The following is a 25,535-nucleotide window of genomic DNA, read 5'->3' as shown; positions in this document are numbered from 1 at the left end:
GCGGGTTGAAGCCCGCGCCACAGCCTCTTCGGTACAGCGGTTCTACGGTTACAGCAGCTGAATCACACGCCGCTCGAGAGCAACATGTTACGGATGTGACCGATGGCCTTAGTCGGGTTCAGGCCTTTCGGACATACGTTGACGCAGTTCATGATGCCCCGGCAGCGGAAAACGCTGAACGGGTCATCGAGCGAAGCCAGACGCTCGTTGGTCTTGGTGTCACGGCTGTCTGCCAGGAAGCGGTAGGCTTGCAGCAGCGCAGCTGGACCCAGGAACTTGTCCGGGTTCCACCAGAAGGACGGGCACGAGGTCGAGCAGCAAGCGCACAGGATGCACTCGTACAGACCGTCGAGCTTTTCACGCTCTTCAGGGGACTGCAGACGCTCGATGGCCGGAGCCGGCGTGTCGTTCTGCAGGTAAGGCTTCACCTTCTCGTATTGCTTGTAGAAGATGCTCATATCGACGACCAGGTCACGAATAACCGGCAAACCTGGCAGCGGACGAACGATCAGCTTGTTGCCTTTTACGACAGCGGACAGCGGCGTGATGCACGCCAGACCGTTTTTGCCGTTGATGTTCATGCCGTCGGAGCCGCAGACACCTTCACGGCAAGAGCGACGATAGGAGAAACCCTCGTCCTGCTCTTTGATCAGGGCCAGCACGTCCAGCACCATCAGGTCTTTACCACCGGTATCGACCTGGAATTCCTGCATGAACGGCGCAGCGTCCTGATCAGGGTTGTAACGATAAACACTGACTTGCAACATGGCGGTCACCCTTAATAAGTCCGGACTTTAGGTTCGAAAGTCGGAACAGTCTTCGGCGAGAAGTTAACGGCACGCTTGGTGACGCGCTTGTCACCCGGGAAGTACAGGGTGTGGCACAGCCAGTTTTCGTCGTCACGGTCTTCAAAGTCTTCACGGGCGTGAGCGCCGCGGGACTCTTTACGTACTTCGGCCGCGATGGCGGTAGCTTCAGCCACTTCCAGCAGGTTTTGCAGTTCCAGCGCTTCGATACGTGCAGTGTTGAACGCCTGCGACTTATCGTTGATCTTCACGTTGGCGATACGCTTGCGCAGATCGGCCAGCTGAGCGATACCCTTCTGCATGTATTCGCCGGTACGGAATACACCGAAGTAGTTCTGCATGCAGCTTTGCAGCTCGCGACGCAGGGTGGCGACGTCTTCGCCATCGGTACGGCTGTTCAGCGCGTTCAGACGCGACAGGGCTGCTTCGATATCGGCTTCGGTAGCGTCGTCGTATTCGATGCCGTCGGTCAGCGCCTTTTCCAGGTGCAGGCCGGCAGCGCGGCCGAATACCACCAGGTCGAGCAGCGAGTTGCCGCCCAGACGGTTGGCACCGTGAACCGATACGCAAGCCACTTCACCTACCGCGAACAGACCAGGAATGATCTGGTCCACGCCTTCAGCGTCCTGGGTGATCGCCTGGCCGTGAATGTTGGTGGCAACGCCGCCCATCATATAGTGGCAAGTCGGAACAACCGGAACCGGCGCAACCACCGGGTCAACGTGTGCAAACGTCTTCGACAATTCGCAGATGCCTGGCAGACGGCTGTGCAGCACTTCCTCGCCCAGGTGGTCGAGCTTGAGCATTACGTGGTCGCCATTCGGACCGCAACCGTTGCCGGCGATGATTTCTTTAACCATCGAACGAGCAACCACGTCACGACCAGCAAGGTCTTTCGCGTTCGGAGCATAACGCTCCATGAAACGCTCGCCGTGCTTGTTGATCAGGTAACCACCTTCACCACGGCAACCTTCGGTCACCAGTACACCGGCGCCGGCGATGCCGGTCGGGTGGAACTGCCACATTTCGATGTCTTGTACCGGCACGCCAGCACGCAGTGCCATGCCGACGCCGTCACCGGTGTTGATCAGGGCGTTGGTGGTGGAAGCGTAGATACGACCTGCACCGCCGGTAGCCAGTACGGTGGCCTTGGCGCGGATGTAGGTGGTTTCGCCGGTTTCGATGCAGATCGCGATCACACCGACGAATTCGCCTTCCTGGTTTTTCACCAGGTCGACAGCGTAGTACTCGTTCAGGAACGTGGTACCGGCTTTCAGGTTGCCCTGATAAAGGGTGTGCAGCAGCGCGTGACCGGTACGGTCGGAGGCTGCGCAAGTACGGGCAGCCTGGCCACCTTTACCGTAGTCCTTGGACTGACCACCGAACGGACGCTGGTAGATACGGCCTTGCTCGGTACGCGAGAACGGCAGACCCATGTGGTCCAGCTCGAAAACCGCGGCCGGGCCTTCCTGACACATATATTCGATAGCGTCCTGGTCACCGATGTAGTCGGATCCCTTGACGGTATCGTACATGTGCCAGCGCCAGTCATCGTTCGGGTCAGCCGACGCGATGGCGCAGGTGATGCCGCCTTGGGCGGACACAGTGTGCGAACGGGTCGGGAAAACCTTGGTGATCACGGCAGTCTTGTGACCACCCTGTGCCAGTTGCAGCGCAGCGCGCATGCCGGCACCGCCACCACCAATAATGATGGCGTCGAAAGAAATCGTTGGAATGTTAGCCATGAATCAGATACCCCAGAGAATCTGCACACCCCAGACGAAGTAAGCGAACATCGCGATGCCGCAAACTGCCTGGAAAAGGAAACGTACTGCGGTCGCGGACTTGCCCAGCGCCATTGGCGTCAGGTAGTCGGTCGCGATGGTCCACATGCCGACCCAGGCGTGAGCGCCCAGGGCAACGAGGGCCAGCAGACTGAAGATACGCATCCCGTTGTGAGCGAACAGGCCGTGCCACTGGTCGTAGCCAATGCCCGGATTCGCTGCAAGGTATCCGATCAGGAAAATGAAATAAGCCGCGAGAACAACCGCAGACACACGTTGCGCCATCCAGTCATAGAGGCCCGAACGCGAAAGGTTCGTAACGCTGGTTACCATATCCAAACTCCTGCCAGAACGATCAGCACCACGGAAATGGCGATGATGATTTTCGAGCCCAGGCGGCCGCCTTCCAGCGTCTCACCGATGCCCATATCCATGATCAAGTGGCGCACACCGGCTACCAGGTGATACAGCAGAGCGGACAGGAGGCCCCATGCTACGAACTTGGCCAGCGGGCTGGTCAAGCATGCCTTCACTTCGGCAAAACCTTCCTCGGAACCCAGGGATTTGCCCAATGCATAAAGCATGAAGCCGAGGCCCAGGAAGAGGATGATGCCGGAAACACGGTGAAGAAACGACGTAACGCCGGTGATGGGGAGTTTGATGGTCCTTAGGTCTAGGTTTACAGGTCGTTGGCTTTTCACGGCTTTTTTTTCACACTGAAGAGCCCCTAACAATCAGGGCAAAGTTGTTGGGGAGTGCACTGGTCAGGTAACCACCACCCAGGGATGCGACCCCCAATAAAGCAGGCCCAAAAGCCCTTGGCGGTCGGTGGCCGAGTATAGACAGTTAGGCTACTAATGACAACGCAATCACCTACCCCAAATAGCTGATTGCACAAGTCGTATAAAAGGCGTAAATGGCAGTCAATTTCGAGGAAAAAGTACGCTTAAAGCCTTCTGGAGCAAGACTTTAGGCAAATTGACATTCGAATTTATCTCACTATAGTGGTGCGGGCCCTGCGTGGGGGGTCTGTCTGATGGTTCAAGCATAAATAGGAGGCCACATGGCTGACAAAAAAGCGCAGTTGATCATCGAGGGCGCAGCCCCCGTCGAGCTGCCCATTTTAACCGGCACCGTTGGTCCCGATGTAATCGATGTTCGGGGCCTGACGGCCACGGGCCGCTTCACTTTCGACCCAGGCTTCATGTCGACCGCCTCGTGCGAGTCGAAGATCACCTATATCGACGGCGACAACGGCATTCTGTTGCACCGCGGCTACCCGATCGAACAACTGGCTGAAAAGTCGGACTACCTGGAAACCTGCTACCTGCTGCTCAATGGCGAACTGCCAACCGCAGAACAGAAGGCCCAGTTCGTCAGCACCGTGAAAAACCACACCATGGTTCACGAGCAGTTGAAAACCTTCTTCAACGGTTTCCGTCGCGACGCCCACCCGATGGCCGTCATGTGCGGTGTAGTCGGCGCCCTCTCGGCCTTCTACCACGACTCCCTGGACATCAATAACCCGCAGCATCGCGAAATCTCCGCGATCCGTCTGGTTGCCAAGATGCCGACCCTGGCAGCGATGGTTTACAAGTACTCCATGGGTCAACCCATGATGTACCCGCGCAACGACCTGACGTACGCGGAAAACTTCCTGCACATGATGTTCAACACCCCGTGCGAGATCAAACCGATCAGCCCGGTACTCGCCAAGGCCATGGACCGGATCTTCATCCTCCACGCCGACCACGAGCAGAACGCGTCGACTTCCACCGTGCGTCTGGCCGGCTCCTCGGGTGCCAACCCGTTCGCCTGTATCGCCGCCGGTATCGCCGCACTGTGGGGCCCTGCCCACGGTGGTGCGAACGAAGCCGTATTGACCATGCTCGACGAAATTGGTGATGTGTCCAACATCGACAAGTTCATCGCCAAGGCCAAGGACAAGAACGATCCGTTCAAGCTGATGGGCTTCGGTCACCGCGTTTACAAGAACCGCGACCCTCGCGCGACTGTAATGAAGCAGACCTGCGACGAAGTACTGAAGGAGCTGGGCATCAACAACGATCCGCAACTCGAACTGGCCATGCGCCTGGAAGAGATCGCGCTGACCGACCCGTACTTCATCGAGCGCTCGCTGTATCCGAACGTCGACTTCTACTCGGGGATCATCCTCAAGGCGATCGGCATTCCGACCAGCATGTTCACCGTGATCTTTGCACTGGCACGTACTGTCGGCTGGATCTCCCACTGGAAAGAAATGCTCTCCAGCCCGTACAAGATTGGCCGTCCGCGCCAGCTGTACACCGGCTACGAGTCGCGTGACATTACCAAGCTGGAAGACCGCAAATAAGGCTTGTCTTGCGATAACGTCTTGAAGTTGTACCGGGAACGGCCTCTATTTATATAGGGGCCGTTTTTGTTTGTGCTTGGTATTTTTTGGGGTTGGGGGCATATCCGTTGCTGCGGGAGCTGCCGCTGGCGGTTTCGCTCTTACAGCGAGTCCCTTTTTCAAACGCCGGAGTGCCGGCCTAGCAAAAAGGAACCAAAAGGCTTTGCCCCTGGCGTACGGCACTTCGCTGAGGCTCAGTGTTCCCTCGCTACGGTGTCCATCCGGGGGCATCGCCTACGGTTTGCTTCGCTGCACCTCCTCTCGATGTATGCGGCTTCGCCGCACGGCGCTGCGCGCCTACCCCCGGATGAACACCTTCGCTCGGCCTGCCGATGGGGCAAAAGATCAAAAGCCAAAGCCAGATCAAAAGCCGGATCAAGAGCCCCTCACCCTAGCCCTCTCCCGGAGGGAGAGGGGACTGACCGAGGTGTTTGGGGGATCTGCGCCGACGTGCGATATCGCGTTGAACTCAGGCGTTGAAAAACACACAAATCGGCCCCTCACCCTTCCAGGGAGAGAGGGGAGTGATCGAGGTGTTTGGGGGAGCTACGCCGACTTGGGATATCGAGTTGAACGCGAATTTTGAGAGACCCACCATCGGCTCCCTCTCCCTCTGGAGAGGGCTGGGCGGGCGGCGTTCCGATGAGGGGCAAGAGCACCACAAATCCAAAGCCAAACACCCGCTCTTCACCACTCAATAGGCCGAGTGTCAGCTCGCCTGCTTTTGATCTTGATCTGTAAGGCGACATCGGAAGGCTGAGTGGAGGGATTGATCCGGGGGTGGGAGCGCAGCGACCGTTTGGCGAAGCCAAACACAGCGAGAGGAGGTGCAGCGAAGCAAACCGGAGGCGCTGCGCCCGGATCGTTCCCGGAGCGAAGGAACCCCGAGCCCCAGCGAGCGGGCCGTACGTAGGAGCAAGCGTTTTTTGCTTACTTTTTTTGGCGTTCGGTACGTGTCAAGGTAACTGTCGCCTTGGTCTTACGGTTGCTAGTCCATTGCGCCCTTAATTTCAGGGCGCTCAGGATTTAAGTAAACGGCATCTGCCAGCTTCCAGTTGCGTGTGCGAGTGCTCCACCGGCTTGGGTTAGTTCGCCTGGCATCCTCATAAAGCTCTGCCCTGGCTTGTAATAGGGCGGTTGCTTTGCCCTCGTGCCGTTGGTTTGGCGTGACGTATTTCAGGGCACTGTGGCGGTGATCTTCGTTGTACCAATCGATGAAATTCTGCACCCAAAGCCTTGCATCAGTGACCGTATCAAATGGTTGATCCGGCCAAAGCGGGCAATACTTTGCGGTGCGAAAAAGTGCTTCGGCGTAAGCATTGTCATTGCTCACCCTTGGCCGACTAAAAGAAGGCTCTACGCCCAGCGCGACCATGCTTTCACGCAGCAAAGAACCTCTCATCACGTGTCCGTTATCTGAGTGCAACACCAGCGGACGACCTGCCGTCTGTTCGCGTAAACATCCCTTTCTGAGCAGTTCACAGGCGTGTTCGGCGCTCTCCACTTCGTGGACTTCATTGGCGACCAGTTTGCGACTGTAGACGTCCTTGACCATGTACCAGTAGAAAAACGGCCCTTCACTGTGCTCGGCAACCAGGTGATATCAGCACCACACCTGATTGGGGCCATCAGCGCGATGCGTCGTCAGTACTCTTCGTTTTGGGGCTTTGGCCCGGCCGCGACGGACGTTTTGATTGGCGGCTTTCAACACACGATAAAACGTCGATTCCGAAGCTAGATAAATGCCTTCATCAGCCAGCTTAGGCACGATTTGGTGCGGGGTCAGGCTGGCGTAGCCAGCCTGATTGGCAGCATCCAGCACCGCTTGACGCTCCGTATCATTGAGCTTGTTAGCCGGAGCTGCACGTTGAGCCAGCTGTCGCCCGTCACATTCAGTGTGTTGCCAGCGTTGAACTGTGCGCAGGCTCAGACCCAGTTCATTGCAAGCGCGATATCGACGAGCGCCATTCAGCACTGCGTCGGCAATCAACTTCATGGCTTGCGTACGATCAGAGGCGTTGATCAGTCTTCCTTGTCCTTGCCCCAGATCGCATTGGCTTTTTCTGAGCTCCAGCAACGCCACCGCCTCTGCACGACTGGCATCAGACTGAATCAGTTGGCGCTCAAGTATTTTGATGCGCCGTTGCTCGGCCGTTTTTGAAGTTCGAGAGGTGAGATCAACAACGGGATTAGCGTTTTGGCATGCCACTCGCCACTGTTGGATTTGCTCAGGGTAAATGCCTTTGATTCGGCAGTATTGAGAGATCTCGACCTCGCTCAACGGCGCGGTTTCCATGACGGCATTGAATTTATCGGCGCTAGACCATTGGTCACTGGTCTTGCCGTTTCCCGGAACGATCAAGCCTTTATCTCTAGCCATTTGTCTCCAGTTTCGCAGTGACTGTGGCGTGAGATTGAGTGCAACGGCAAGTTCCGCCACTGATCGATTGAGGGGCGGCATCATTTGCAGAACGACCCAATCTTTGAAGTCGTTGTCGTAGCGTTTGCCCATTTTGGACATGGTTATTCACCTTCGCCCTCTTGATTATTTGAGTCAATCAATAAGGGCGACAGGTAGCCTGACACGGAGGGCGTTTGAAAAAAAGTGAGTCGCCGTAAGGGCGAAACCCTAAGCCGCCGTTACCGCAGCAATGGATATGTACACAGCTCGAGCCGATAACCGCCCACAAAAAATGCCCCGATCTCTCAACCGGGGCATTCAGCACAACATTACAAAACCATCAAACCATCAATGCGAAACCGCCCCACTCGCCCCCAACCCAGTCTGCGAACGCACAAACTGCGGGAAGAACAGCGCCCGCTCGTTATCCGCAGCCGCCGACTTGTCGGTAATCGAGAAGAACCAGATCCCGATGAAAGCAATGATCATCGAAAACAGCGCCGGATACTCGTAAGGGAAAATCGCCTTCTCGTGATGCAGAATCTGCACCCAGATGGTCGGGCCAAGCACCATCAGGCCTACCGCACTGATCAGCCCCAGCCAGCCGCCAATCATCGCACCGCGGGTAGTCAGCTTCTTCCAGTACATCGAAAGCAGCAGCACCGGGAAGTTGCAGCTCGCCGCGATGGAGAACGCCAGGCCGACCATGAACGCAATGTTCTGGCTTTCGAACAGGATGCCCAGGCCGATGGCCAGCACGCCCAGTGCGATAGTGGTGATCTTCGAGACGCGGATTTCATCCTTGTCGTTGGCCTTGCCCTTCTTGATCACGCTGGCATACAGGTCGTGAGACACCGCAGAAGCACCGGCCAGGGTCAGACCGGCCACCACCGCCAGAATGGTCGCAAACGCTACCGCCGAGATGAAGCCGAGGAAGATACTGCCGCCCACCGCGTCCGCCAGGTGTACCGCCGCCATATTGTTGCCGCCGAGCAGAGCGCCCGCCGCATCTTTGAAGGTCGGGTTGGTGCTGACCAAAAGGATTGCGCCGAAGCCGATGATGAAGGTCAGGATGTAGAAGTAGCCAATGAAGCCAGTGGCGTACAGCACGCTCTTACGGGCTTCTTTTGCGTCGCTGACGGTGAAGAAGCGCATCAGGATGTGCGGCAGGCCAGCGGTACCGAACATCAGTGCCAGGCCGAGGGAGAACGCCGATACCGGATCCTTCACCAGACCGCCCGGACTCATGATCGCTTCACCTTTGGGGTGAACCTTAATCGCCTCGGAGAACAGCATGTTGAAGTCGAAGTTGACGTGCTTCATCACCATCAGCGCCATGAACGAAGCACCGGAGAGCAACAGCACCGCCTTGATGATCTGCACCCAGGTGGTCGCCAGCATGCCGCCGAACAGCACGTACAGGCACATCAGGATACCGACCAGAATCACCGCGACGTAGTAGTCGAGACCGAACAGCAGCTGAATCAGCTTGCCGGCACCGACCATCTGCGCGATCAGGTAGAACGCCACCACCACCAGCGAACCGCAAGCGGACAGCGTACGGATCTGGGTTTGCCCGAGGCGATAGGACGCCACGTCGGCAAAGGTGTATTTGCCCAGGTTACGCAGGCGCTCGGCGATCAGGAACAGAATGATCGGCCAGCCCACCAGAAAGCCGATCGAGTAGATCAGGCCATCGTAGCCGGAGGTGAACACCAGCGCGGAAATCCCCAGGAAGGATGCCGCCGACATGTAGTCACCGGCAATCGCCAGACCGTTCTGGAAACCGGTGATCTTGCCGCCAGCAGCATAGTAGTCAGCCGCCGACTTGTTGCGCTTGGAAGCCCAGTAGGTGATGCACAGCGTTGCCCCGACGAACACCACGAACATGGCGATTGCCGAAACGTTGAGCGGTTGTTTGTGAACTTCGCCGGTCAAGGCATCGGCAGACCATACGGCCGGAGCGAAGGCTGCGATGCTCAAAAGAGCCAGTAGACGCCGGATCATTGCTGAGCCTCCTTGAGAATCGCATTGTTCAGGTCGTCGAACTCGCCATTGGCGCGGCGCACGTAGATAGCGGTGAGGATGAATGCAGAAAGAATGAGTCCGACACCGATTGGAATTCCCCAGGTAATCGAGGATTCCGGACTGAGTTTCGCGCCCAGAACATGCGGCCCGTAAGCGATCAACAGGATGAAGCCAGAGTAAAGCCCGAGCATGATCGCCGAGAGTATCCAGGCGAACTTTTCCCTTTTTCGCACCAGCTCCTTGAATCGGGGACTGTTTTGAATCGAGAGGTAAATGCTGTCGTTCATTGTTTTTATCCTCGCAGCACAAATTATTGTTGGAACATAGCTAATGTATGCGGCTGCGAGCGCGGTAACAGACGACCTTAGTAGTAGAACGCCATGACACTTTTGCCAATTTCCGGTACACGCAAAACAACTGTGGGAGCGAGCTTGCTCGCGAAGGCGTCAGATCAGTCGATATTTGCATCAACTGACAGAACGCATTCGCGAGCAAGCTCGCTCCCACAGGGTTAGGCGGCGAAGCTTTTATTTGGTCCAGTCAGCCACGCGATCCGGGTGCTTGGCGACCCAATCCTTGGCCGCTGCTTCAGGTTTGGCACCGTCCTGAATTGCCAGCATCACTTCGCCGATCTCGTCTTTCGACGCCCACTGGAAGTTTTTCAGGAACTTGGCCACTTCCGGAGCTTTGGTGGCGAGTTCCTTGCTGCCGATGCTGTTCACGGTTTCAGCCGCGCCGTACACGCCTTTCGGGTCGTCGAGGAAGCGCAGTTTCCACTTGGCGAACATCCAGTGCGGCACCCAACCGGTAACCGCAATCGACTCGTTCTTCTTCTCGGCACGGGTCAGCTCGGCAATCATGCCGGCGCCGGAACTGGCCTTGAGGGTGTAACCGGTCAGGTCGTAATCCTTGATCGCCTGATCCGTCTTGAGCATCACGCCGGAACCGGCGTCGATGCCAACAATACGTTTTTTGAAGCTGTCGTCGGTTTTCAGGTCTTCGATGGATTTGGCTTTCACGTATTCCGGCACGATCAGGCCGATTTTCGCGTCCTTGAAGTTCGGGCCGTAATCGACCACCTGGTCCTTGTTCTTCGTCCAGTATTCACCGTGGGTCACTGGCAGCCAGGCCGAGAGCATGGCGTCGAGTTTGCCGGTGGCCACGCCTTGCCACATGATCCCGGTGGCGACGGCTTGCAGTTTCACGTCGTAGCCGAGTTTCTGCTTGATCACTTCGGCCGCCACGTGGGTGGTCGCGACGCTGTCGGACCAGCCGTCAACGTAACCGATGTTAAGGGTCTGTTTTTCAGCGCTGGCGAATGTGGAACTCATCGCAAGCACCAGAGCGGCACCTGCGCCTAAAAGTCGTCGCATCTTCATCGTTACTTCCCCGAAATGCTGCGCCCGACGGATGCCGGGCATCGTCAACGTATTGTTATGGTGCACAGCGCCCCCATCACGCCTGACCGCAAACTCGCCCGACCGTCAGTGGAGTACTGACGCTTTCGATCATCGGCCTGACGCCCACAGCGACCTGCTCTGTCAGCGACCTCAATACACCGAGAAACGACATCAGAAAGCCATTAATTGCAGCTGAATAAATGACGCCAGATAATCCGCCCGAACTTTGCATGGCAAATCATGCCGGCCACCAACGCGTGGATAAATGCAGGTAACATGCGTCGCTTTGCAGCCACTCGGCCTGACCATGTCCGCGACGTCCCGCTTCCCGTTTATTCCTTATCTCTTCGCTTGCCTGCTCGGCCTGCTGGCCCTTGGCGGCTTCTGGTACGACCTCGGCAAGCCGGTGATCCTCCCGGACGCCGCGACCCCGACGCATAAATTGCAGTGCGCCTCCTACACGCCTTTCGACAAGGATCAGTCGCCGTTCGACGTGCCGTTCAAACTGCGTCCGGAACGCATGGATGCCGACCTTGCCCTGCTGGCGACGCGCTTCGAATGCATCCGCACCTATTCGATGACCGGCCTCGAAGCCCTGCCGGAACTGGCGCGCAAGCACGGTTTGAAGTTGATGATCGGCGCCTGGGTCAACAGCAACCCGGTGGACACCGAAAAAGAAGTCGATCTGCTGATCAAGTCGGCCAACGCCAACCCGGACGTGGTCAACGCAGTGATCGTCGGCAACGAAGCCTTGCTGCGCAAGGAAGTCACCGGCGCACAATTGGCCAAACTGATCAACAAAGTCAAAAGCCAGGTCAAGCAACCGGTCACGTATGCCGATGTCTGGGAGTTCTGGCTCAAGCACCCGGAAGTCGCGCCGGCGGTGGATTTCCTGACCATTCACCTGCTGCCGTACTGGGAAGACGACCCGTCGAACATCGACGTCGCCCTGCAACACGTGGCGGATGTGCGTCAGGTGTTCGGCAACAAGTTTGCGCCCAAGGACGTGATGATCGGCGAGACCGGCTGGCCCAGCGAAGGCCGCCAGCGCGAGACCGCCCTGCCGAGCCGAGTCAATGAAGCCAAGTTCATTCGTGGTTTTGTCGCGATGGCCGAAAAGGAAGGCTGGCACTACAACCTGATCGAAGCGTTCGACCAGCCATGGAAGCGTGGCAGCGAAGGCGCGGTTGGCGGTTACTGGGGTCTGTTCGACGCGGATCGTCAGGACAAAGGCGTACTCGCCGGGCCGGTGACCAATGTGCCGTACTGGAAGGAATGGCTGGGCCTCGGCGGGCTGATTTTCCTCGGTACGCTGCTGCTCGGCGGCCGGGTGCGCAGCACACAATCGGCATTGATCCTGCCGCTGCTCGGTGCGGTGGCTGCCTGCTCGATCGGCGCCTGGGGCGATCTGGCGCGGGTGACCACGCGGTTTGCCAGCGAATGGCTGTGGGTCGGCTTGCTGACCGTGTTGAATCTGTCAGTGCTGGTGCACGCTGCGTTGACCTTGAGCGCCCGCCAGGGCTGGCGTGAACGCGCGTTCAATTGGCTGGAGCGCCGCGCCGGGTGGCTGGTCGCTGTGGCCGGTTTTGCCGCTGCGGTGATGATGCTGGAGATGGTGTTCGACGCACGTTATCGCAGCTTCGCCAGCATGGCGTTCATTCTGCCGGCGCTGGTGTACGTGTGCCGCCCGGTCAGTGTGCCGCGCCGGGAAATCGCCCTGCTGACCTTCATCATCGGCGCAGGGATTGCCCCGCAGCTGTATGAAGAGGGATTGTTGAATCAGCAGGCGTGGGGCTGGGCGCTGGTCAGTGGCTTGATGGTGGCGGCGCTTTGGCGTTGCCTTCGTGTTCGCAAGACCTGATTTTCAGCGCCTTCGAAGCCCTCATCGCTGGCAAGCCAGCTCCCACAGGATATTGGCTGAACACAACATGTGTGTACGAGCCAAAAACCTGTGGCAGCGGGCTTGCCCGCGATGACTGACTGTCAGGCGCTAAGGGACGCCCGGACCAGGCGCAACCCGGCAATCACCAGCGCAAACACCGCCAACGTGGTGTTGTACAACGCCAGCGCCGGCAGGCCGAACGCCAGCGCGAGCACCGCCAGCCACCACCCTGCCCGCCCGGGCAACACAAACCCCAGCAACGCCGCAACCAGCGCGGTCCAGCCCAACACCTTGAAGTGAATCATCAGCCCCAGGTTCGAGCGCACCGTGCATTCCCAGCGGCTTGCCTCGTCGACGCAGATGCCGACCCACCGTCCATCCTCCATGAAGCCGTAACGCGCGCCATAGCTGGCAGCCAGCCACAACGGCAACAGGACGAGCAACAGCACCACGGGCAAGCGGCGAGACATGAATCACTCCAATCTACGGAAATCGGCGGCCAGCTTAATCGGACTTGTACCGTTGGCAAGTACTAACAACTGTTAACTGTTCATTCGGCCGCTGCAAAGTGTATCGTCCAGCTACTATTACTCCGAATTCTGCCTGTTTGGTGCCGAGGCATGGCACTTTGGCGCAAGCCCGGTGGTCATAGCCTGCGAACTTCATTCGGCACCTTCCTTTAAGGGATCCAGTCATGCTCCGTTCCTTGCGCTTCGCCGCGCTGTTCAGCGGCCTTATTCTGAGTGCGTCCGCACTGGCGGTGGATATCGATGCCGCCAGTTATGGCTATCCCCTGACCAACCCGTTCGAGGCAACCATCGCCACGACGCCACCGGACCTGCGCCCGGAATTGCCGTCCAACGACGACATCAACCAGTCCGACCACAGCATCACCTTGCGCCCGGAGCGGGCCTTCATCCTCCCGGACAACTTCTGGGCGGTGAAGAAGCTCACCTACCGCATCGCCGAGCAGGACAAACCGGCGCCGCTGATCTTCCTGATCGCCGGCACCGGCGCACGCTATGACAGCACGCTCAACGAATACTTGAAGAAGCTCTACTACAAGGCCGGTTATCACGTCGTGCAGTTGTCCTCGCCGACCAGTTTCGATTTCATCAGCGCCGCTTCACGCTTCGCCACGCCCGGTATCACCAAGGAAGACGCCGAAGACATGTACCGGGTGATGCAGGCCGTACGGGCGCAGCACCCGAAACTGCCGGTCACCGAGTATTACCTGACCGGCTACAGCCTCGGCGCCCTCGATGCCGCGTTTGTCGCGCACCTGGACGAAACCCGGCGCAGCTTCAACTTTAAGAAAGTCCTGCTGCTCAACCCGCCAGTCAACCTCTACACCTCGATCAGCAACCTCGACAAGCTGGTTCAGACCGAAGTGAAAGGCATCAACAACAGCACCACGTTCTATGAACTGGTACTGGGCAAGCTGACCCGTTACTTCCAGCAGAAAGGCTACATCGACCTCAACGACGCCCTGCTCTATGACTTCCAGCAGTCCAAGCAGCACCTGACCAACGAGCAGATGGCGATGCTGATCGGCACGTCGTTCCGCTTCTCGGCCGCCGACATCGCCTTTACTTCGGACCTGATCAACCGTCGTGGCCTGATCACCCCGCCGAAATTCCCGATCACCGAAGGCACCAGCCTCACGCCGTTCCTCAAGCGTGCGCTGCAATGCGACTTCGATTGCTACCTGACCGAACAGGTGATTCCAATGTGGCGCGCGCGCACCGACGGCGGCAGCCTGCTGCAACTGATCGACCAGGTCAGCCTGTATGCGCTCAAGGATTACCTGCACGACAGCCCGAAAATCGCCGTGATGCACAACGCCGACGACGTGATCCTCGGCCCGGGCGACCTGGGCTTCCTGCGCAAGACGTTCGGCGATCGCCTGACCGTTTATCCACTGGGCGGCCATTGCGGCAACCTTAACTACCGCGTCAACAGCGACGCCATGCTGGAGTTTTTCCGTGGCTAAATATCTCCTGCTGATTGCAGCGCTCCTCAGCGCAGGCGTGGCCCAGGCCGACAACAGCAAAGCCAACGCGCCGGTGGTGGTCGACAGCGACGGCTTCAAGGAGCCGTTGTCCAAACTCAAGTTCAACCCGGGTCTGGACCAGCGTGAGTTCGAGCGCTCGACGCTCAACGCGCTCAACGTGTATGACCCGCTGGAGTCGTGGAACCGTCGCGTCTACCACTTCAACTACCGCTTCGACCAATGGGTGTTCCTGCCGGTGGTCGACGGTTACCGTTACGTGACCCCTGGCTTCCTGCGCACCGGGGTCAGCAACTTCTTCAACAACCTCGGCGACGTGCCGAACCTGGTCAACAGCCTGCTGCAGTTCAAGGGCAAGCGTTCGATGGAAACCACCGCACGCCTGTTGCTCAACACCACCATCGGCATTGCCGGCCTGTGGGACCCGGCGACCGCCATGGGCCTGCCGCGCCAGAGTGAGGACTTCGGCCAGACCCTGGGCTTCTACGGTGTACCGGGCGGCGCCTACTTCGTGCTGCCAATCCTCGGCCCGTCGAACATCCGCGATACCGCCGGGCTCGCGGTGGACTACACCGCCGAATCGGCGATCAACTATCTGAACGTCTCGGAAGTCAGCTCCAACCATCCTGAGATCTGGGCCCTGCGCGCCGTCGACAAGCGCTACCAGACCAACTTCCGCTACGGCCAGATGAACTCGCCGTTCGAGTACGAGAAAGTGCGCTACGTGTACACCGAGTCGCGCAAGTTGCAGATTGCCGAGTAAAAACGGCTGCCACAAAACAGTGTGGGAGCGAGCTTGCTCGCGAATGCGGTAGTCCAGTCAACGTTTAAGTCGACTGATACTCCGCTTTCGCGAGCAAGCTCGCTCCCACATTTGTTTTGTGTCGCTGGTTAGCTCTTCAAGGCGCGCCAGATTTTGCCGACGACAGAAACCACCGCCAGCACCACCGCGCCCGCGATGATCCCCGCCACGCCGTTGAGCAGCACCGGCACCGCAAACCCGGCACCGCCCGCCGCTGCGCCAACGCCTTCAATCCAGTGATGCACCACAGGAATGCCGTGGGTGAGGATGCCACCGCCGACCAGAAACATCGCTGCCGTACCAATCACCGACAGGCCTTTCATCATGTACGGCGCGGCGCGCAGGATCGCGTTGCCGATGCTTTTTGCTGCCGAGCCGGATTTCTGCGTCAGCCACAGGCCCAGGTCGTCGAGTTTGACGATGCCGGCCACTAGGCCATAAACGCCAACGGTCATGACAATCGCGATGCCGGACATCACGATCACTTGCTGGGTCAACGAGGCATCGGCCACGGTACCGAGGGTGATGGCGATGATTTCCGCCGAGAGGATGAAGTCGGTGCGGATCGCGCCTTTGATCTTGTCCTTCTCGTAGGCCACCAGATCGGTGGTCGGGTCAGCGACCGCCTCGGTGAGTTGCGCATGCTCGGCGTCATCTTCGGCCTTGCTGTGCAGGAACTTGTGCGCGAGCTTTTCAAAACCCTCAAAACACAGATAGGCGCCGCCAACCATCAGCAGCGGCGTCACCAGCCACGGTACGAACGCACTGATCGCCAGCGCGGACGGCACCAGAATCAACTTGTTAAGGAACGAACCCTTGGCGACCGCCCAGACCACCGGAATTTCCCGCTCGGCGCGCACCCCGGAGACCTGCTGGGCATTGAGCGCCAGATCGTCGCCGAGCACCCCGGCGGTCTTCTTCGCGGCCATCTTGCTCATCAACGCCACGTCATCCAGAACGGTGGCAATATCGTCGATCAGCACCAGCAAACTGCTTCCTGCCATGAATCTTGTTTCCTTATGTGAATAATGCCGCGCAGCATACCGCGACTGCAGGCCACACGGGCATTCTTGAGCCACGCGCGAGGCCGGTGCTACCATGCGCAACCGCCAGAACAGGCAAGGAACCACCGGGTTTATGAGCACAATCCGCGAGCGCAACAAAGAACTGATCCTGCGTGCCGCCAGCGAGGAATTCGCCGACAAGGGCTTCGCGGCGACCAAAACCAGCGACATCGCCGCCAAGGCAGGATTGCCCAAACCCAACGTCTACTACTACTTCAAGTCCAAGGAAAACCTCTACCGCGAGGTGCTGGAAAGCATCATCGTGCCGATCCTGCAGGCTTCGACCCCGTTCAACCCGGACGGCGTGCCGAGCGAAGTGCTCAGCGGCTACATCCGCTCGAAGATCCGCATCTCCCGCGACCTGCCCTTTGCCTCGAAAGTGTTCGCCAGCGAAATCATGCACGGCGCCCCGCACCTGAGCGCCGACCTGGTCGAGCAACTCAACGGCCAGGCCAAGCACAACATCGACTGCATCCAGACCTGGATCGACCGCGGCCAGATCGCCCCGATCGACCCCAACCACCTGATGTTCAGCATCTGGGCCGCGACCCAGACCTACGCCGACTTCGACTGGCAGATCTCTGCGGTCACCGGCAAGGACAAGCTCGACGAGGCGGATTATGAAGCGGCAGCGCAGACGATTATCCGATTGGTGTTGAAGGGGTGTGAGCCGGATCAGTAAGACCGCGGTGACCCTATCGCTGGCAAGCCAGCTCCCACAAGGTTTTTTGTCGTTTGCAAAATCTGCATTCAACAAGCAAACCTGTGGGAGCTGGCTTGCCAGCGATGGCGGCAACTCGGTATCAGATCAAACCCAGATGGCATCCCACAGCGGATAATCACCCAGCCTTTCTACCAATCCTGCCCGCAACGGGTTAGCGACCACATAGCGCGCCATCTTCACCAGATCATCTTCCCGCCTCAATGCTCGATCATGAAAACCCTGCTGCCAAAGCGGCCCGCTACGATCGCTGGATAGATTCACTTCACGGGTAATCAGCGACTTGGTTTCCCCCATCAGCCTTCTGAGCGAACAATTTTCCAGCTCAACGAGCCAATGAAAATGGTCAGGCATGACCACCCACGCCAGTGAATTAGCCAATCCAAGCTCCTGTGCCCGGCGAAATTGATGAACCACCAATCGACCCAAAGCGAAATTGGCAAAGATAGGTTCGCGACCAAGTGTGTTGGTTGTCAGCAGATAGATTTGATTGGGCTCGGCATAGCGGCCGGTTCGCAGACGATGTGAAGCCGGAAGATCAGGCAATCCTTTGCCCCTTGATGATGAGTTCACCAGAAGGCTAGACCGCAGCGCCCCATCTGGCTCGGCCGTCTTTTATCTTGATATGTCAGTCAGGCCGCCATCGCTGGCAAGCCAGCTCCCACAGTTTTGATGTTGAATACAAAATTTGTGAACGACACAAAACCTTGTGGGAGCTTGCCAGCGATTGCTTTACTTCAGACGCTACTGATCAAGCCGCCACCCCCGCATCCGCCTTCAACTCCAGCGCCTCCACTGCCCTGATCGCCACCTGCTCATCAATATCCGACAGATCGCCGCTGATGCCGATCGCTCCCAGCACATTCCCCGCCTGATCGCGAACCAACACCCCGCCCGGGGCCGGGACGACGCTGCCCTGGCCCATGCTGTTGAGTGCGGCGATAAAGGCCGGGCGTTGTTGGGCGTCCAGCGCCAGCAGGCGTGAGCCCTTGCCCAAGGCGATAGCGCCCCAGGCTTTGCCGATGGCGATCTGCGGGCGCAGCAGACTGGCGCCGTCTTCGCGTTGCAGGGTGATCAGGTGGCCGCCGGTATCGAGTACCGCAATGGTCAGCGGCGCAGCGTTGACAGCTCGCCCGGCGCTGATGGCTTCGTTGACCAGGTTGACTGCGACTTTCAAGGTTAAAGCGCTCATGGTGCCGTCCTCATTTTGTTATTGGGAAAGTCGGGGGGCTGCGGTTTTGTGCCGCAGTCCGATGCAACAAATAGAACACAATGAGTTATTTTTTTGTATACAATAATTCTCGAAAAGCGCCACATGCGACGAAAAGCCACAGTAGATACGGCTTCCGACGAATGAAACAGGCGCTTGAGAAAATGGATTGACCTGCGCCGTCCGCCGTGAATACACTCTGCGCAAAGCCACTTGTATACAATTACAAAACGTAAAGAGGCACAAAACCATGAGCAAAATGAGAGCAATCGAAGCCGCCGTTCTGGTGATGCGCCGTGAAGGGGTTGATACCGCCTTTGGCATTCCCGGCGCTGCGATCAACCCGCTGTACTCCGCCTTGCAGAAAGTCGGTGGCATCGATCACGTCCTCGCTCGCCACGTCGAAGGCGCGTCGCACATGGCCGAGGGTTACACCCGCACCAAGGCCGGCAACATCGGCGTGTGCATCGGTACTTCCGGCCCTGCCGGTACCGACATGGTCACCGGGCTCTACAGCGCCTCGGCCGACTCGATCCCCATCCTCTGCATTACCGGCCAGGCACCCCGCGCCCGTATGCACAAGGAAGACTTCCAGGCGGTCGACATCACCAGCATCGTCAAGCCCGTCACCAAGTGGGCGACCACAGTTCTGGAGCCGGGCCAGGTGCCTTACGCGTTCCAGAAAGCTTTCTATGAAATGCGCTCCGGCCGTCCAGGCCCAGTGCTGATCGACCTGCCGTTCGACGTGCAGATGGCCGAGATCGAATTCGACATCGACGCTTACCAGCCGCTGCCGCTGGCCAAGCCGACTGCGACCCGCGTTCAGGTTGAAAAAGCTTTGGCGTTGCTGGATCAGGCCGAGCGTCCATTGCTGGTGGCCGGTGGCGGCATCATCAACGCCGATGCCAGCGATCTGCTGGTTGAATTCGCTGAGCTGACCGGGATCCCGGTCATCCCGACCCTCATGGGCTGGGGCACCATCCCGGACGATCACCCGCTGATGGTCGGCATGGTCGGTCTGCAGACGTCGCACCGTTACGGCAACGCGACGATGCTGAAATCCGACGTGGTACTGGGCATCGGTAACCGCTGGGCCAACCGTCACACCGGTTCGGTCGATGTGTACACCGAAGGTCGCAAGTTCATTCACGTCGACATCGAAGGCACGCAGATCGGCCGCGTGTTCACCCCGGACCTGGGCATCGTGTCCGACGCTGCTGCCGCGCTGACCGTGTTCATCGAAGTGGCGCGTGAATGGCAAGCCGCCGGCAAGCTGAAAAACCGCTCTGCCTGGCTGCAGGATTGCCAGCAGCGCAAGTCCAGCCTGCACCGCAAGACCCACTTCGACAACGTGCCGGTCAAGCCGCAGCGCGTTTACGAAGAGATGAACCAGGTGTTCGGCAAAGACACCTGCTACGTCAGCACCATTGGTCTGTCGCAGATTGCCGGCGCGCAGTTCCTGCACGTCTACAAGCCGCGTCACTGGATCAACTGCGGTCAGGCCGGCCCGTTGGGCTGGACCATTCCGGCAGCGCTGGGCGTGGTCAAGGCCGATCCGAGCCGTAAAGTCGTGGCCCTGTCGGGGGACTATGACTTCCAGTTCATGATCGAGGAGCTGGCGGTCGGCGCTCAGTTCAAACTGCCGTACATCCACGTTGTGGTGAACAACTCGTACCTGGGCCTGATCCGCCAGGCCCAGCGCGGGTTCGAAATGGACTACTGCGTGCAGCTGTCCTTCGATAACCTGAACGCGCCGGAACTCAACGGTTACGGGGTTGACCACATCGCAGTCGCCGAAGGCCTGGGCTGCAAGGCGCTGCGTGTGTTCGAACCCTCGGAAATCGCCCCTGCCCTGCGCAAGGCCGAACAGATGATCGAAGAGTTCAAGGTGCCGGTGATCGTCGAAATCATCCTGGAGCGTGTGACCAACATCTCCATGGGGACCGAGATCAACGCCGTCAATGAATTCGAAGACCTGGCGCTGGTCGGCAACGATGCGCCAACGGCGATTTCGCTGCTCGACTAAACGTAATTGGCCCCCTCTTCCTCCGGGAGAGGGGACTTGATCGCGTTCAGTCTGATCAACCGTGTCACATGCGTTTTTAGGAGACCACCATGCCGCGTTTCGCAGCCAACCTGTCCATGCTGTTCACCGAACAGGATTTCCTTGCCCGTTTCGACGCCGCCGCCAAGGCCGGTTTCAGTGGTGTGGAATACCTGTTCCCGTACGACTTCAGCTCCGCCGAAATCAAGGCCAGGCTCGACGCCAACGGTCTGACCCAAGTGCTGTTCAACCTGCCGGCCGGTGACTGGGCCAAGGGCGAGCGCGGTATCGCCTGCCTGCCGGACCGGGTTGAAGAATTCCGCGCCGGTGTCGATCTGGCGATCGCCTACGCGCAAGTGCTGGGCAACACTCAGGTCAACTGCCTGGCCGGTATCCGCCCGCAAGGCGTCGACGATGCCACCGTGGAAAGAACCTTCGTCGCCAACCTGAAATACGCCGCCGACAAGCTGCAGGCAGCGGGCATCAAACTGGTGATGGAAGCGATCAACACCCGCGACATTCCGGGCTTCTACCTGAACAACACGGCGCAAGCCCTGTCGATCCGCGAGCAGGTCGGCAGCGCCAATCTGTTCCTGCAATACGACATCTACCACATGCAAATCATGGAGGGCGATCTGGCCCGCACCCTGCAATCGCACCTGGGCGAGATCAACCACGTGCAGCTCGCGGACAATCCGGGGCGCAACGAGCCGGGCACTGGCGAGATCAACTACCGCTTCCTGTTCGAACACCTCGATCGCATCGGTTATCAGGGTTGGGTGGGTTGCGAGTACAAGCCGCTGACCACCACTGAAGCGGGCCTCGGCTGGCTGAAAACCCACAACGCAATCTGATTGACCACGCATAGCCCGTGTGGCGAGGGGATTTAGCGAATCGTCGCACCGCCCCGTTCGGCTGCGCAGCAGTCGTAATAGCTACACCCGCGCATTGCAAAAAATCTGGGGCAGCTTCGCTGCCCATCGGGGATAAATCCCCTCGCCACAAAAGCTCACCGACTCGGTGTTGGGAGCAAGACAAAAACAAGAGGATTTTCTCATGGCTAAAATCGGATTTATCGGCACCGGCATCATGGGCCACCCAATGGCGGCGAACCTGCAGAAAGCCGGTCACAGCCTGTTCCTGTCGGCGCACCACGACGCCGCGCCTGCCGACCTGGTTGCCGCTGGCGCCGTCGCCCTGGCCAACCCGCGCGAAGTGGCGCAGGAAGCTGAATTCATCATCGTCATGGTTCCGGACACCCCGCAGGTCGACGACGTGCTGTTCCGCGCCGACGGCGTTGCCGCCGGTATCGGCAAAGGCAAAGTGGTGATCGACATGAGCTCGATCTCGCCGACCGCCACCAAGGCCTTCGCCAAGAAAATCAACGAAAAAGGCGCGCAGTACCTCGACGCCCCGGTATCCGGCGGTGAAGTCGGCGCCAAGGCGGCGACCCTGAGCATCATGGTCGGTGGCGACGCCGATGCGTTCGAACGCGCACTGCCGCTGTTCCAGGCCATGGGCAAAAACATCACCCTGGTCGGTGGCAATGGCGACGGTCAGACCGCCAAGGTCGCTAACCAGATCATCGTCGCGCTGAACATTCAGGCCGTGGCCGAAGCGCTGTTGTTCGCCTCGAAAAACGGTGCCGATCCGGCCAAGGTGCGTGAAGCACTGATGGGCGGTTTCGCTTCGTCGAAGATCCTCGAAGTGCACGGCGAGCGCATGATCAAGGGCACCTTCGATCCGGGCTTCCGCATCAGCCTGCACCAGAAGGACCTGAACCTGGCCCTGCAAGGCGCCAAGGAACTGAACATCAACCTGCCGAACACCGCCAACGCCCAGCAAGTGTTCAGCACCTGTGCGGCCATCGGTGGCAGCAACTGGGACCACTCGGCGCTGATCAAGGGTCTGGAACACATGGCCAACTTCTCGATTCGCGACAACAAATAATCTTCACTTCTGGCTCGCTCCCTGTGGGAGCGGGCTTGCCCGCGATGGCATCGACTCGGTTTTTCTGAAGGACCGCAGCGCCTGAATCGCTGGCAAGCCAGCTCCCACAGAGACCGGGTTGCTGCACCGTTGTCGCTCCACTCCAATAACAAGAATTCCGGGAGCCCGCCATGTCGGTCGATCCGCAACAACTGCTGCGCGAGCTGTTTGCCACAGCCATCGACGCGGCCCATCCGAACCAGGTCCTCGAAGCTCATCTGCCTGCCGATCGCACTGGCCGAGTCATCGTCATCGGCGCCGGCAAAGCGGCCGCCGCGATGGCGCAAGTGGTCGAGCGCTGCTGGCAGGGTGACGTCTCGGGCCTCGTGGTGACCCGTTACGGTCACGGCGCCCCGTGCGAAAAAATCGAAGTGGTCGAAGCCGCGCATCCGGTGCCGGACGCTGCCGGTCTGGCCGTGGCCAAACGCGTGCTGGAACTGGTCAGTAACCTGACCGAAGACGACCGTGTGATCTTCCTGCTCTCCGGTGGCGGCTCTGCCCTCCTCGCCTTGCCGGCCGAAGGCATCACCCTCGCCGACAAGCAGTCGATCAACAAAGCCCTGCTCAAATCCGGCGCAACCATCGGCGAGATGAACTGCGTGCGCAAGCACCTCTCGGCGATCAAGGGCGGGCGTCTGGGCAAGGCCTGCTGGCCAGCCACGGTGTATACCTATGCGATTTCCGATGTGCCGGGCGACCTCGCCACGGTCATCGCGTCCGGCCCGACCGTGGCCGATCCAAGCACGTCTGCCGAAGCACTGGCGATCATCAAACGCTACGGCATCGAGATTCCCGCTTCCGTGCGTAACTGGCTGCAAAGCCCTGAGTCGGAAACGGTCAAACCCGGCGATCCGAGTCTGGCGCGCAGCCACTTCCAGTTGATCGCCCGCCCTCAGCAATCGCTGGATGCCGCTGCGGTGAAATGCCGCCAGGCCGGTTTCAGTACGCTGATCCTTGGCGACCTCGAAGGCGAGTCGCGCGAAGTGGCCAAGGTCCACGCCGGCATCGCCCGCCAGATCATCAACCACGGCCAGCCATTGGCGGCGCCGTGCGTGATTCTCTCCGGCGGCGAAACCACCGTGACCGTGCGCGGCAATGGCCGTGGCGGACGCAACGCCGAATTCCTCCTCAGCCTCACCGACAGCCTCAAGGGCCAGCCCGGCGTCTACGCCCTGGCCGGTGACACCGACGGCATCGACGGCTCGGAAGACAACGCTGGCGCGATCATGACCCCGGACAGCTACGCCCGCGCCGCCGCCCTCGGTTTGAGCGCCAGCGACGAGCTGGATAACAACAACGGTTACGGCTACTTCGAGGCGCTCGATGCGCTGATTGTCACCGAGCCGACCCGCACCAACGTCAACGACTTCCGCGCCATTCTGATCCTCGAGAGCTCTAAATCATGACGCCTGATAAAAAGGTCAAAATCCTCGCCACCCTCGGCCCTGCCGTCGATGGCATCGAAGACATCCGTGAGCTGGTCGAGGCCGGGGTCAATATCTTCCGCCTGAACTTCAGCCACGGCGATCACGCCGACCACGCCAAGCGCTATCAGTGGATCCGCGAAGTCGAGCGCCAGCTCAACTACCCGCTGGGCATTCTGATGGACTTGCAGGGGCCGAAACTGCGCGTCGGCAAGTTCGCTGACGGCAAGGTGCAACTGCATCGCGGTCAGGCGTTCCGTCTGGATCTGGACGCGACACCGGGCGACGAACGCCGAGTGAACCTGCCACATCCGGAGATCATTGCGGCGCTCGAAGCCGGTATGGATCTGCTGCTCGATGACGGCAAACTGCGCCTGCGGGTGGTCAGCAAATACACCGACGCGATCGACACCACCGTGCTCAACGGCGGTGAGCTCTCCGACCGCAAAGGCGTGAACGTGCCGCAAGCGGTGCTCGACCTGAGCCCGCTGACCGCCAAGGATCGCCGCGACCTGAGCTTCGGCCTCGAGCTGGGGGTGGACTGGGTGGCGCTGTCGTTCGTGCAACGTCCGCAGGACATCATCGAAGCCCGCGAGCTGATCGGCGACAAGGCCTTTTTGATGGCGAAAATCGAGAAGCCGTCGGCGGTTGAGCAACTGCGTGAAATCGCCGAGCGGAGCGATGCGATCATGGTCGCCCGTGGTGACCTTGGCGTGGAAGTGCCGGCGGAAAGCGTGCCGCAGATCCAGAAAAACATCATCAGCACCTGCCGCGAACTGGGTAAACCGGTGGTGGTGGCGACGCAGATGCTGGAGTCGATGCGCTTCTCCCCGGCGCCAACCCGCGCCGAGGTCACCGACGTCGCCAACGCCGTGGCCGAGGGTGCCGATGCGGTGATGTTGTCGGCGGAAACCGCGTCCGGTGAATACCCGCTGGAAGCCGTGCAGATGATGAGCAAGATCATCCGTCAGGTGGAAAACGGCCCGGACTATCAGACGCAGCTCGACGTCAGCCGACCAAAGGCTGAAGCAACCGTATCCGACGCGATCAGCTGTGCGATCCGCCGCATCAGCAACGTGCTGCCGGTGGCGGTGCTGGTCAACTACAGCGAGTCGGGCGCATCGACCCTGCGTGCGGCGCGGGAACGGCCGAAAGCGCCGATCCTCAACCTGACGCCAAACCTGCAGACCGCACGCCGCTTGAGTGTCGCGTGGGGGATTCACTCGGTGGTCAACGATCGCCTGCGTCAGGTCGACGAAGTCTGCTCGACCGCGCTTGAGATCGCCCAGGCCCAAGGCATGGCCGAGCGCGGCGACACGCTGCTGATCACCGCTGGTGTGCCATTCGGGCAGCCGGGGTCGACTAACTCGCTGCGTATCGAAACCTTGATCTAAAGAAAGCTACACAACCTGTGGCGAGGGGATTTATCCCCGTTCGGCTGCGCTGCAGTCGTCGCTTTTAGGGGTGTGACGGTTTCCACAGAGAAACCGCATTCTCCGATGGGGGCCGCTTCGCAGCCCAACGGGGATAAATCCCCTCGCCACACTGACTTGCAAGACCTTTTGATTTTCCAACTG

Annotated in this window: 21 protein-coding genes and 1 pseudogene; 10 read left to right on the top strand and 12 right to left on the bottom strand. The window is 59.4% G+C overall.

The window, feature by feature from the left end:
- Positions 1-62 precede the first annotated feature (62 nt).
- The 4 genes from HV782_RS09085 to sdhC are packed head-to-tail and all read right to left on the bottom strand — an operon-like array spanning position 63 to position 3,291.
- Positions 63-767: a succinate dehydrogenase iron-sulfur subunit gene (locus tag HV782_RS09085; protein ID WP_038364054.1), complete on the bottom strand. Its 705-nt coding sequence runs from the start codon at positions 765-767 to the stop codon at positions 63-65.
- An 11-nt stretch (positions 768-778) separates the two neighbouring features.
- Positions 779-2,551 (bottom strand): succinate dehydrogenase flavoprotein subunit, encoded by a 1,773-nt coding sequence (gene sdhA, locus HV782_RS09080; protein ID WP_123465862.1) that lies wholly within the window; start codon positions 2,549-2,551, stop codon positions 779-781.
- Positions 2,552-2,554: 3 nt separating this feature from the next.
- Positions 2,555-2,923 carry a succinate dehydrogenase, hydrophobic membrane anchor protein gene (gene sdhD, locus HV782_RS09075; protein WP_007919900.1) on the bottom strand — a complete coding sequence of 123 codons (369 nt, stop codon included), beginning with the start codon at positions 2,921-2,923 and terminating at the stop codon, positions 2,555-2,557.
- A complete protein-coding gene (gene sdhC, locus HV782_RS09070) occupies positions 2,917-3,291 on the bottom strand; it encodes a succinate dehydrogenase, cytochrome b556 subunit (RefSeq protein WP_045122948.1) in 375 nt (124 codons plus the stop codon). Before sdhC ends, sdhD begins: the two co-directional genes overlap by 7 nt.
- Before the next feature lie 362 nt (positions 3,292-3,653).
- Between sdhC and gltA the strand changes: the two genes are divergently transcribed.
- On the top strand, positions 3,654-4,943 hold the full coding sequence (gene gltA, locus HV782_RS09065; RefSeq protein ID WP_003222994.1) for a citrate synthase: 1,290 nt from the start codon (positions 3,654-3,656) through the stop codon (positions 4,941-4,943).
- Between the two features lie 1,027 nt (positions 4,944-5,970).
- Here the strand turns inward: gltA and HV782_RS28950 are convergent.
- The 4 genes and pseudogenes from HV782_RS28950 to HV782_RS09040 form a co-directional block, all read right to left on the bottom strand.
- A pseudogene (locus HV782_RS28950) lies at positions 5,971-7,494 on the bottom strand (IS3 family transposase).
- Positions 7,495-7,731: 237 nt separating this feature from the next.
- The gene (locus HV782_RS09050) at positions 7,732-9,390 is read right to left on the bottom strand and encodes a cation acetate symporter (RefSeq protein ID WP_186748443.1); all 1,659 of its coding nucleotides are present in this window, start codon (positions 9,388-9,390) and stop codon (positions 7,732-7,734) included.
- Entirely contained in the window at positions 9,387-9,698 is a 312-nt protein-coding gene (locus tag HV782_RS09045; RefSeq protein ID WP_123465858.1) for a DUF485 domain-containing protein, read from the bottom strand. Before HV782_RS09045 ends, HV782_RS09050 begins: the two co-directional genes overlap by 4 nt.
- 240 nt (positions 9,699-9,938) lie before the next feature.
- Positions 9,939-10,790, bottom strand: coding sequence for a glycine betaine ABC transporter substrate-binding protein (locus tag HV782_RS09040; RefSeq protein ID WP_186748444.1), 852 nt, complete (start codon positions 10,788-10,790; stop codon positions 9,939-9,941).
- A gap of 286 nt (positions 10,791-11,076) precedes the next feature.
- Here HV782_RS09040 and HV782_RS09035 point away from each other — a divergent pair, with 286 nt between their 5' ends.
- Positions 11,077-12,672, top strand: coding sequence for a glycoside hydrolase family 17 protein (locus tag HV782_RS09035; protein WP_186748445.1), 1,596 nt, complete (start codon positions 11,077-11,079; stop codon positions 12,670-12,672).
- A gap of 122 nt (positions 12,673-12,794) precedes the next feature.
- On the opposite strand, the gene HV782_RS09030 is transcribed toward HV782_RS09035, so the two are convergent.
- Positions 12,795-13,163 carry a hypothetical protein gene (locus tag HV782_RS09030; protein WP_186748446.1) on the bottom strand — a complete coding sequence of 123 codons (369 nt, stop codon included), beginning with the start codon at positions 13,161-13,163 and terminating at the stop codon, positions 12,795-12,797.
- A gap of 224 nt (positions 13,164-13,387) precedes the next feature.
- On the opposite strand from HV782_RS09030, the gene HV782_RS09025 reads away from it, so the two are divergent.
- Positions 13,388-14,686 carry a serine/threonine protein kinase gene (locus tag HV782_RS09025; protein WP_186748447.1) on the top strand — a complete coding sequence of 433 codons (1,299 nt, stop codon included), beginning with the start codon at positions 13,388-13,390 and terminating at the stop codon, positions 14,684-14,686.
- Positions 14,679-15,467 carry an MlaA family lipoprotein gene (locus HV782_RS09020; RefSeq protein WP_131670007.1) on the top strand — a complete coding sequence of 263 codons (789 nt, stop codon included), beginning with the start codon at positions 14,679-14,681 and terminating at the stop codon, positions 15,465-15,467. The genes HV782_RS09025 and HV782_RS09020 overlap by 8 nt, the downstream gene beginning before the upstream one ends.
- A 128-nt stretch (positions 15,468-15,595) precedes the next feature.
- Here the strand turns inward: HV782_RS09020 and HV782_RS09015 are convergent, their stop codons facing one another.
- Complete coding sequence (locus tag HV782_RS09015) at positions 15,596-16,510, bottom strand: DUF808 domain-containing protein (protein ID WP_128614998.1); 915 nt, start codon at positions 16,508-16,510, stop codon at positions 15,596-15,598.
- Between the two features lie 133 nt (positions 16,511-16,643).
- Here HV782_RS09015 and HV782_RS09010 point away from each other — a divergent pair, with 133 nt between their 5' ends.
- A complete protein-coding gene (locus HV782_RS09010; RefSeq protein ID WP_128614997.1) occupies positions 16,644-17,252 on the top strand; it encodes a TetR/AcrR family transcriptional regulator in 609 nt (202 codons plus the stop codon).
- A gap of 126 nt (positions 17,253-17,378) precedes the next feature.
- On the opposite strand, the gene HV782_RS09005 is transcribed toward HV782_RS09010, so the two are convergent.
- Positions 17,379-17,837 carry an REP-associated tyrosine transposase gene (locus HV782_RS09005; RefSeq protein WP_186748448.1) on the bottom strand — a complete coding sequence of 153 codons (459 nt, stop codon included), beginning with the start codon at positions 17,835-17,837 and terminating at the stop codon, positions 17,379-17,381.
- A 205-nt stretch (positions 17,838-18,042) separates the two neighbouring features.
- Entirely contained in the window at positions 18,043-18,483 is a 441-nt protein-coding gene (locus HV782_RS09000) for a GlcG/HbpS family heme-binding protein (RefSeq protein WP_186748449.1), read from the bottom strand.
- A 268-nt stretch (positions 18,484-18,751) separates the two neighbouring features.
- On the opposite strand from HV782_RS09000, the gene gcl reads away from it, so the two are divergent.
- The 5 genes from gcl (at position 18,752) to pyk (ending at position 25,352) form a co-directional block, all read left to right on the top strand.
- Complete coding sequence (gene gcl / locus HV782_RS08995; protein ID WP_123465839.1) at positions 18,752-20,527, top strand: glyoxylate carboligase; 1,776 nt, start codon at positions 18,752-18,754, stop codon at positions 20,525-20,527.
- 89 nt (positions 20,528-20,616) lie between these two features.
- A complete protein-coding gene (gene hyi, locus HV782_RS08990; protein ID WP_123465837.1) occupies positions 20,617-21,399 on the top strand; it encodes a hydroxypyruvate isomerase in 783 nt (260 codons plus the stop codon).
- A 202-nt stretch (positions 21,400-21,601) separates the two neighbouring features.
- Positions 21,602-22,495 (top strand): 2-hydroxy-3-oxopropionate reductase, encoded by an 894-nt coding sequence (locus HV782_RS08985; RefSeq protein WP_123465835.1) that lies wholly within the window; start codon positions 21,602-21,604, stop codon positions 22,493-22,495.
- Positions 22,496-22,665: 170 nt separating this feature from the next.
- On the top strand, positions 22,666-23,940 hold the full coding sequence (locus HV782_RS08980) for a glycerate kinase type-2 family protein (protein WP_123465833.1): 1,275 nt from the start codon (positions 22,666-22,668) through the stop codon (positions 23,938-23,940).
- Positions 23,937-25,352 carry a pyruvate kinase gene (pyk, locus tag HV782_RS08975; protein ID WP_186748450.1) on the top strand — a complete coding sequence of 472 codons (1,416 nt, stop codon included), beginning with the start codon at positions 23,937-23,939 and terminating at the stop codon, positions 25,350-25,352. The genes HV782_RS08980 and pyk overlap by 4 nt, the downstream gene beginning before the upstream one ends.
- Positions 25,353-25,535: the final 183 nt, after the last annotated feature.

The sequence above is a fragment of the Pseudomonas monsensis genome (assembly GCF_014268495.2).
GTDB classification, from domain to species: Bacteria; Pseudomonadota; Gammaproteobacteria; order Pseudomonadales; family Pseudomonadaceae; genus Aquipseudomonas; species Aquipseudomonas monsensis.
This window is presented reverse-complemented; position numbering and strand designations above follow the sequence as displayed.

Bases quoted from the DNA above. Each gene is read 5' to 3' on its own strand.
- HV782_RS09085 (WP_038364054.1), bottom strand. From the start codon at position 767: ATGTTGCAAGTCAGTGTTTATCGTTACAACCCTGATCAGGACGCTGCG.
- sdhA (WP_123465862.1), bottom strand. From the start codon at position 2,551: ATGGCTAACATTCCAACGATTTCTTTCGACGCCATCATTATTGGTGGT.
- sdhD (WP_007919900.1), bottom strand. From the start codon at position 2,923: ATGGTAACCAGCGTTACGAACCTTTCGCGTTCGGGCCTCTATGACTGG.
- gltA (WP_003222994.1), top strand. From the start codon at position 3,654: ATGGCTGACAAAAAAGCGCAGTTGATCATCGAGGGCGCAGCCCCCGTC.
- HV782_RS09050 (WP_186748443.1), bottom strand. From the start codon at position 9,390: ATGATCCGGCGTCTACTGGCTCTTTTGAGCATCGCAGCCTTCGCTCCG.
- HV782_RS09045 (WP_123465858.1), bottom strand. From the start codon at position 9,698: ATGAACGACAGCATTTACCTCTCGATTCAAAACAGTCCCCGATTCAAG.
- HV782_RS09040 (WP_186748444.1), bottom strand. From the start codon at position 10,790: ATGAAGATGCGACGACTTTTAGGCGCAGGTGCCGCTCTGGTGCTTGCG.
- HV782_RS09035 (WP_186748445.1), top strand. From the start codon at position 11,077: ATGCAGGTAACATGCGTCGCTTTGCAGCCACTCGGCCTGACCATGTCC.
- HV782_RS09030 (WP_186748446.1), bottom strand. From the start codon at position 13,163: ATGTCTCGCCGCTTGCCCGTGGTGCTGTTGCTCGTCCTGTTGCCGTTG.
- HV782_RS09025 (WP_186748447.1), top strand. From the start codon at position 13,388: ATGCTCCGTTCCTTGCGCTTCGCCGCGCTGTTCAGCGGCCTTATTCTG.
- HV782_RS09015 (WP_128614998.1), bottom strand. From the start codon at position 16,510: ATGGCAGGAAGCAGTTTGCTGGTGCTGATCGACGATATTGCCACCGTT.
- HV782_RS09010 (WP_128614997.1), top strand. From the start codon at position 16,644: ATGAGCACAATCCGCGAGCGCAACAAAGAACTGATCCTGCGTGCCGCC.
- HV782_RS09000 (WP_186748449.1), bottom strand. From the start codon at position 18,483: ATGAGCGCTTTAACCTTGAAAGTCGCAGTCAACCTGGTCAACGAAGCC.
- gcl (WP_123465839.1), top strand. From the start codon at position 18,752: ATGAGCAAAATGAGAGCAATCGAAGCCGCCGTTCTGGTGATGCGCCGT.
- hyi (WP_123465837.1), top strand. From the start codon at position 20,617: ATGCCGCGTTTCGCAGCCAACCTGTCCATGCTGTTCACCGAACAGGAT.
- HV782_RS08985 (WP_123465835.1), top strand. From the start codon at position 21,602: ATGGCTAAAATCGGATTTATCGGCACCGGCATCATGGGCCACCCAATG.
- HV782_RS08980 (WP_123465833.1), top strand. From the start codon at position 22,666: ATGTCGGTCGATCCGCAACAACTGCTGCGCGAGCTGTTTGCCACAGCC.
- pyk (WP_186748450.1), top strand. From the start codon at position 23,937: ATGACGCCTGATAAAAAGGTCAAAATCCTCGCCACCCTCGGCCCTGCC.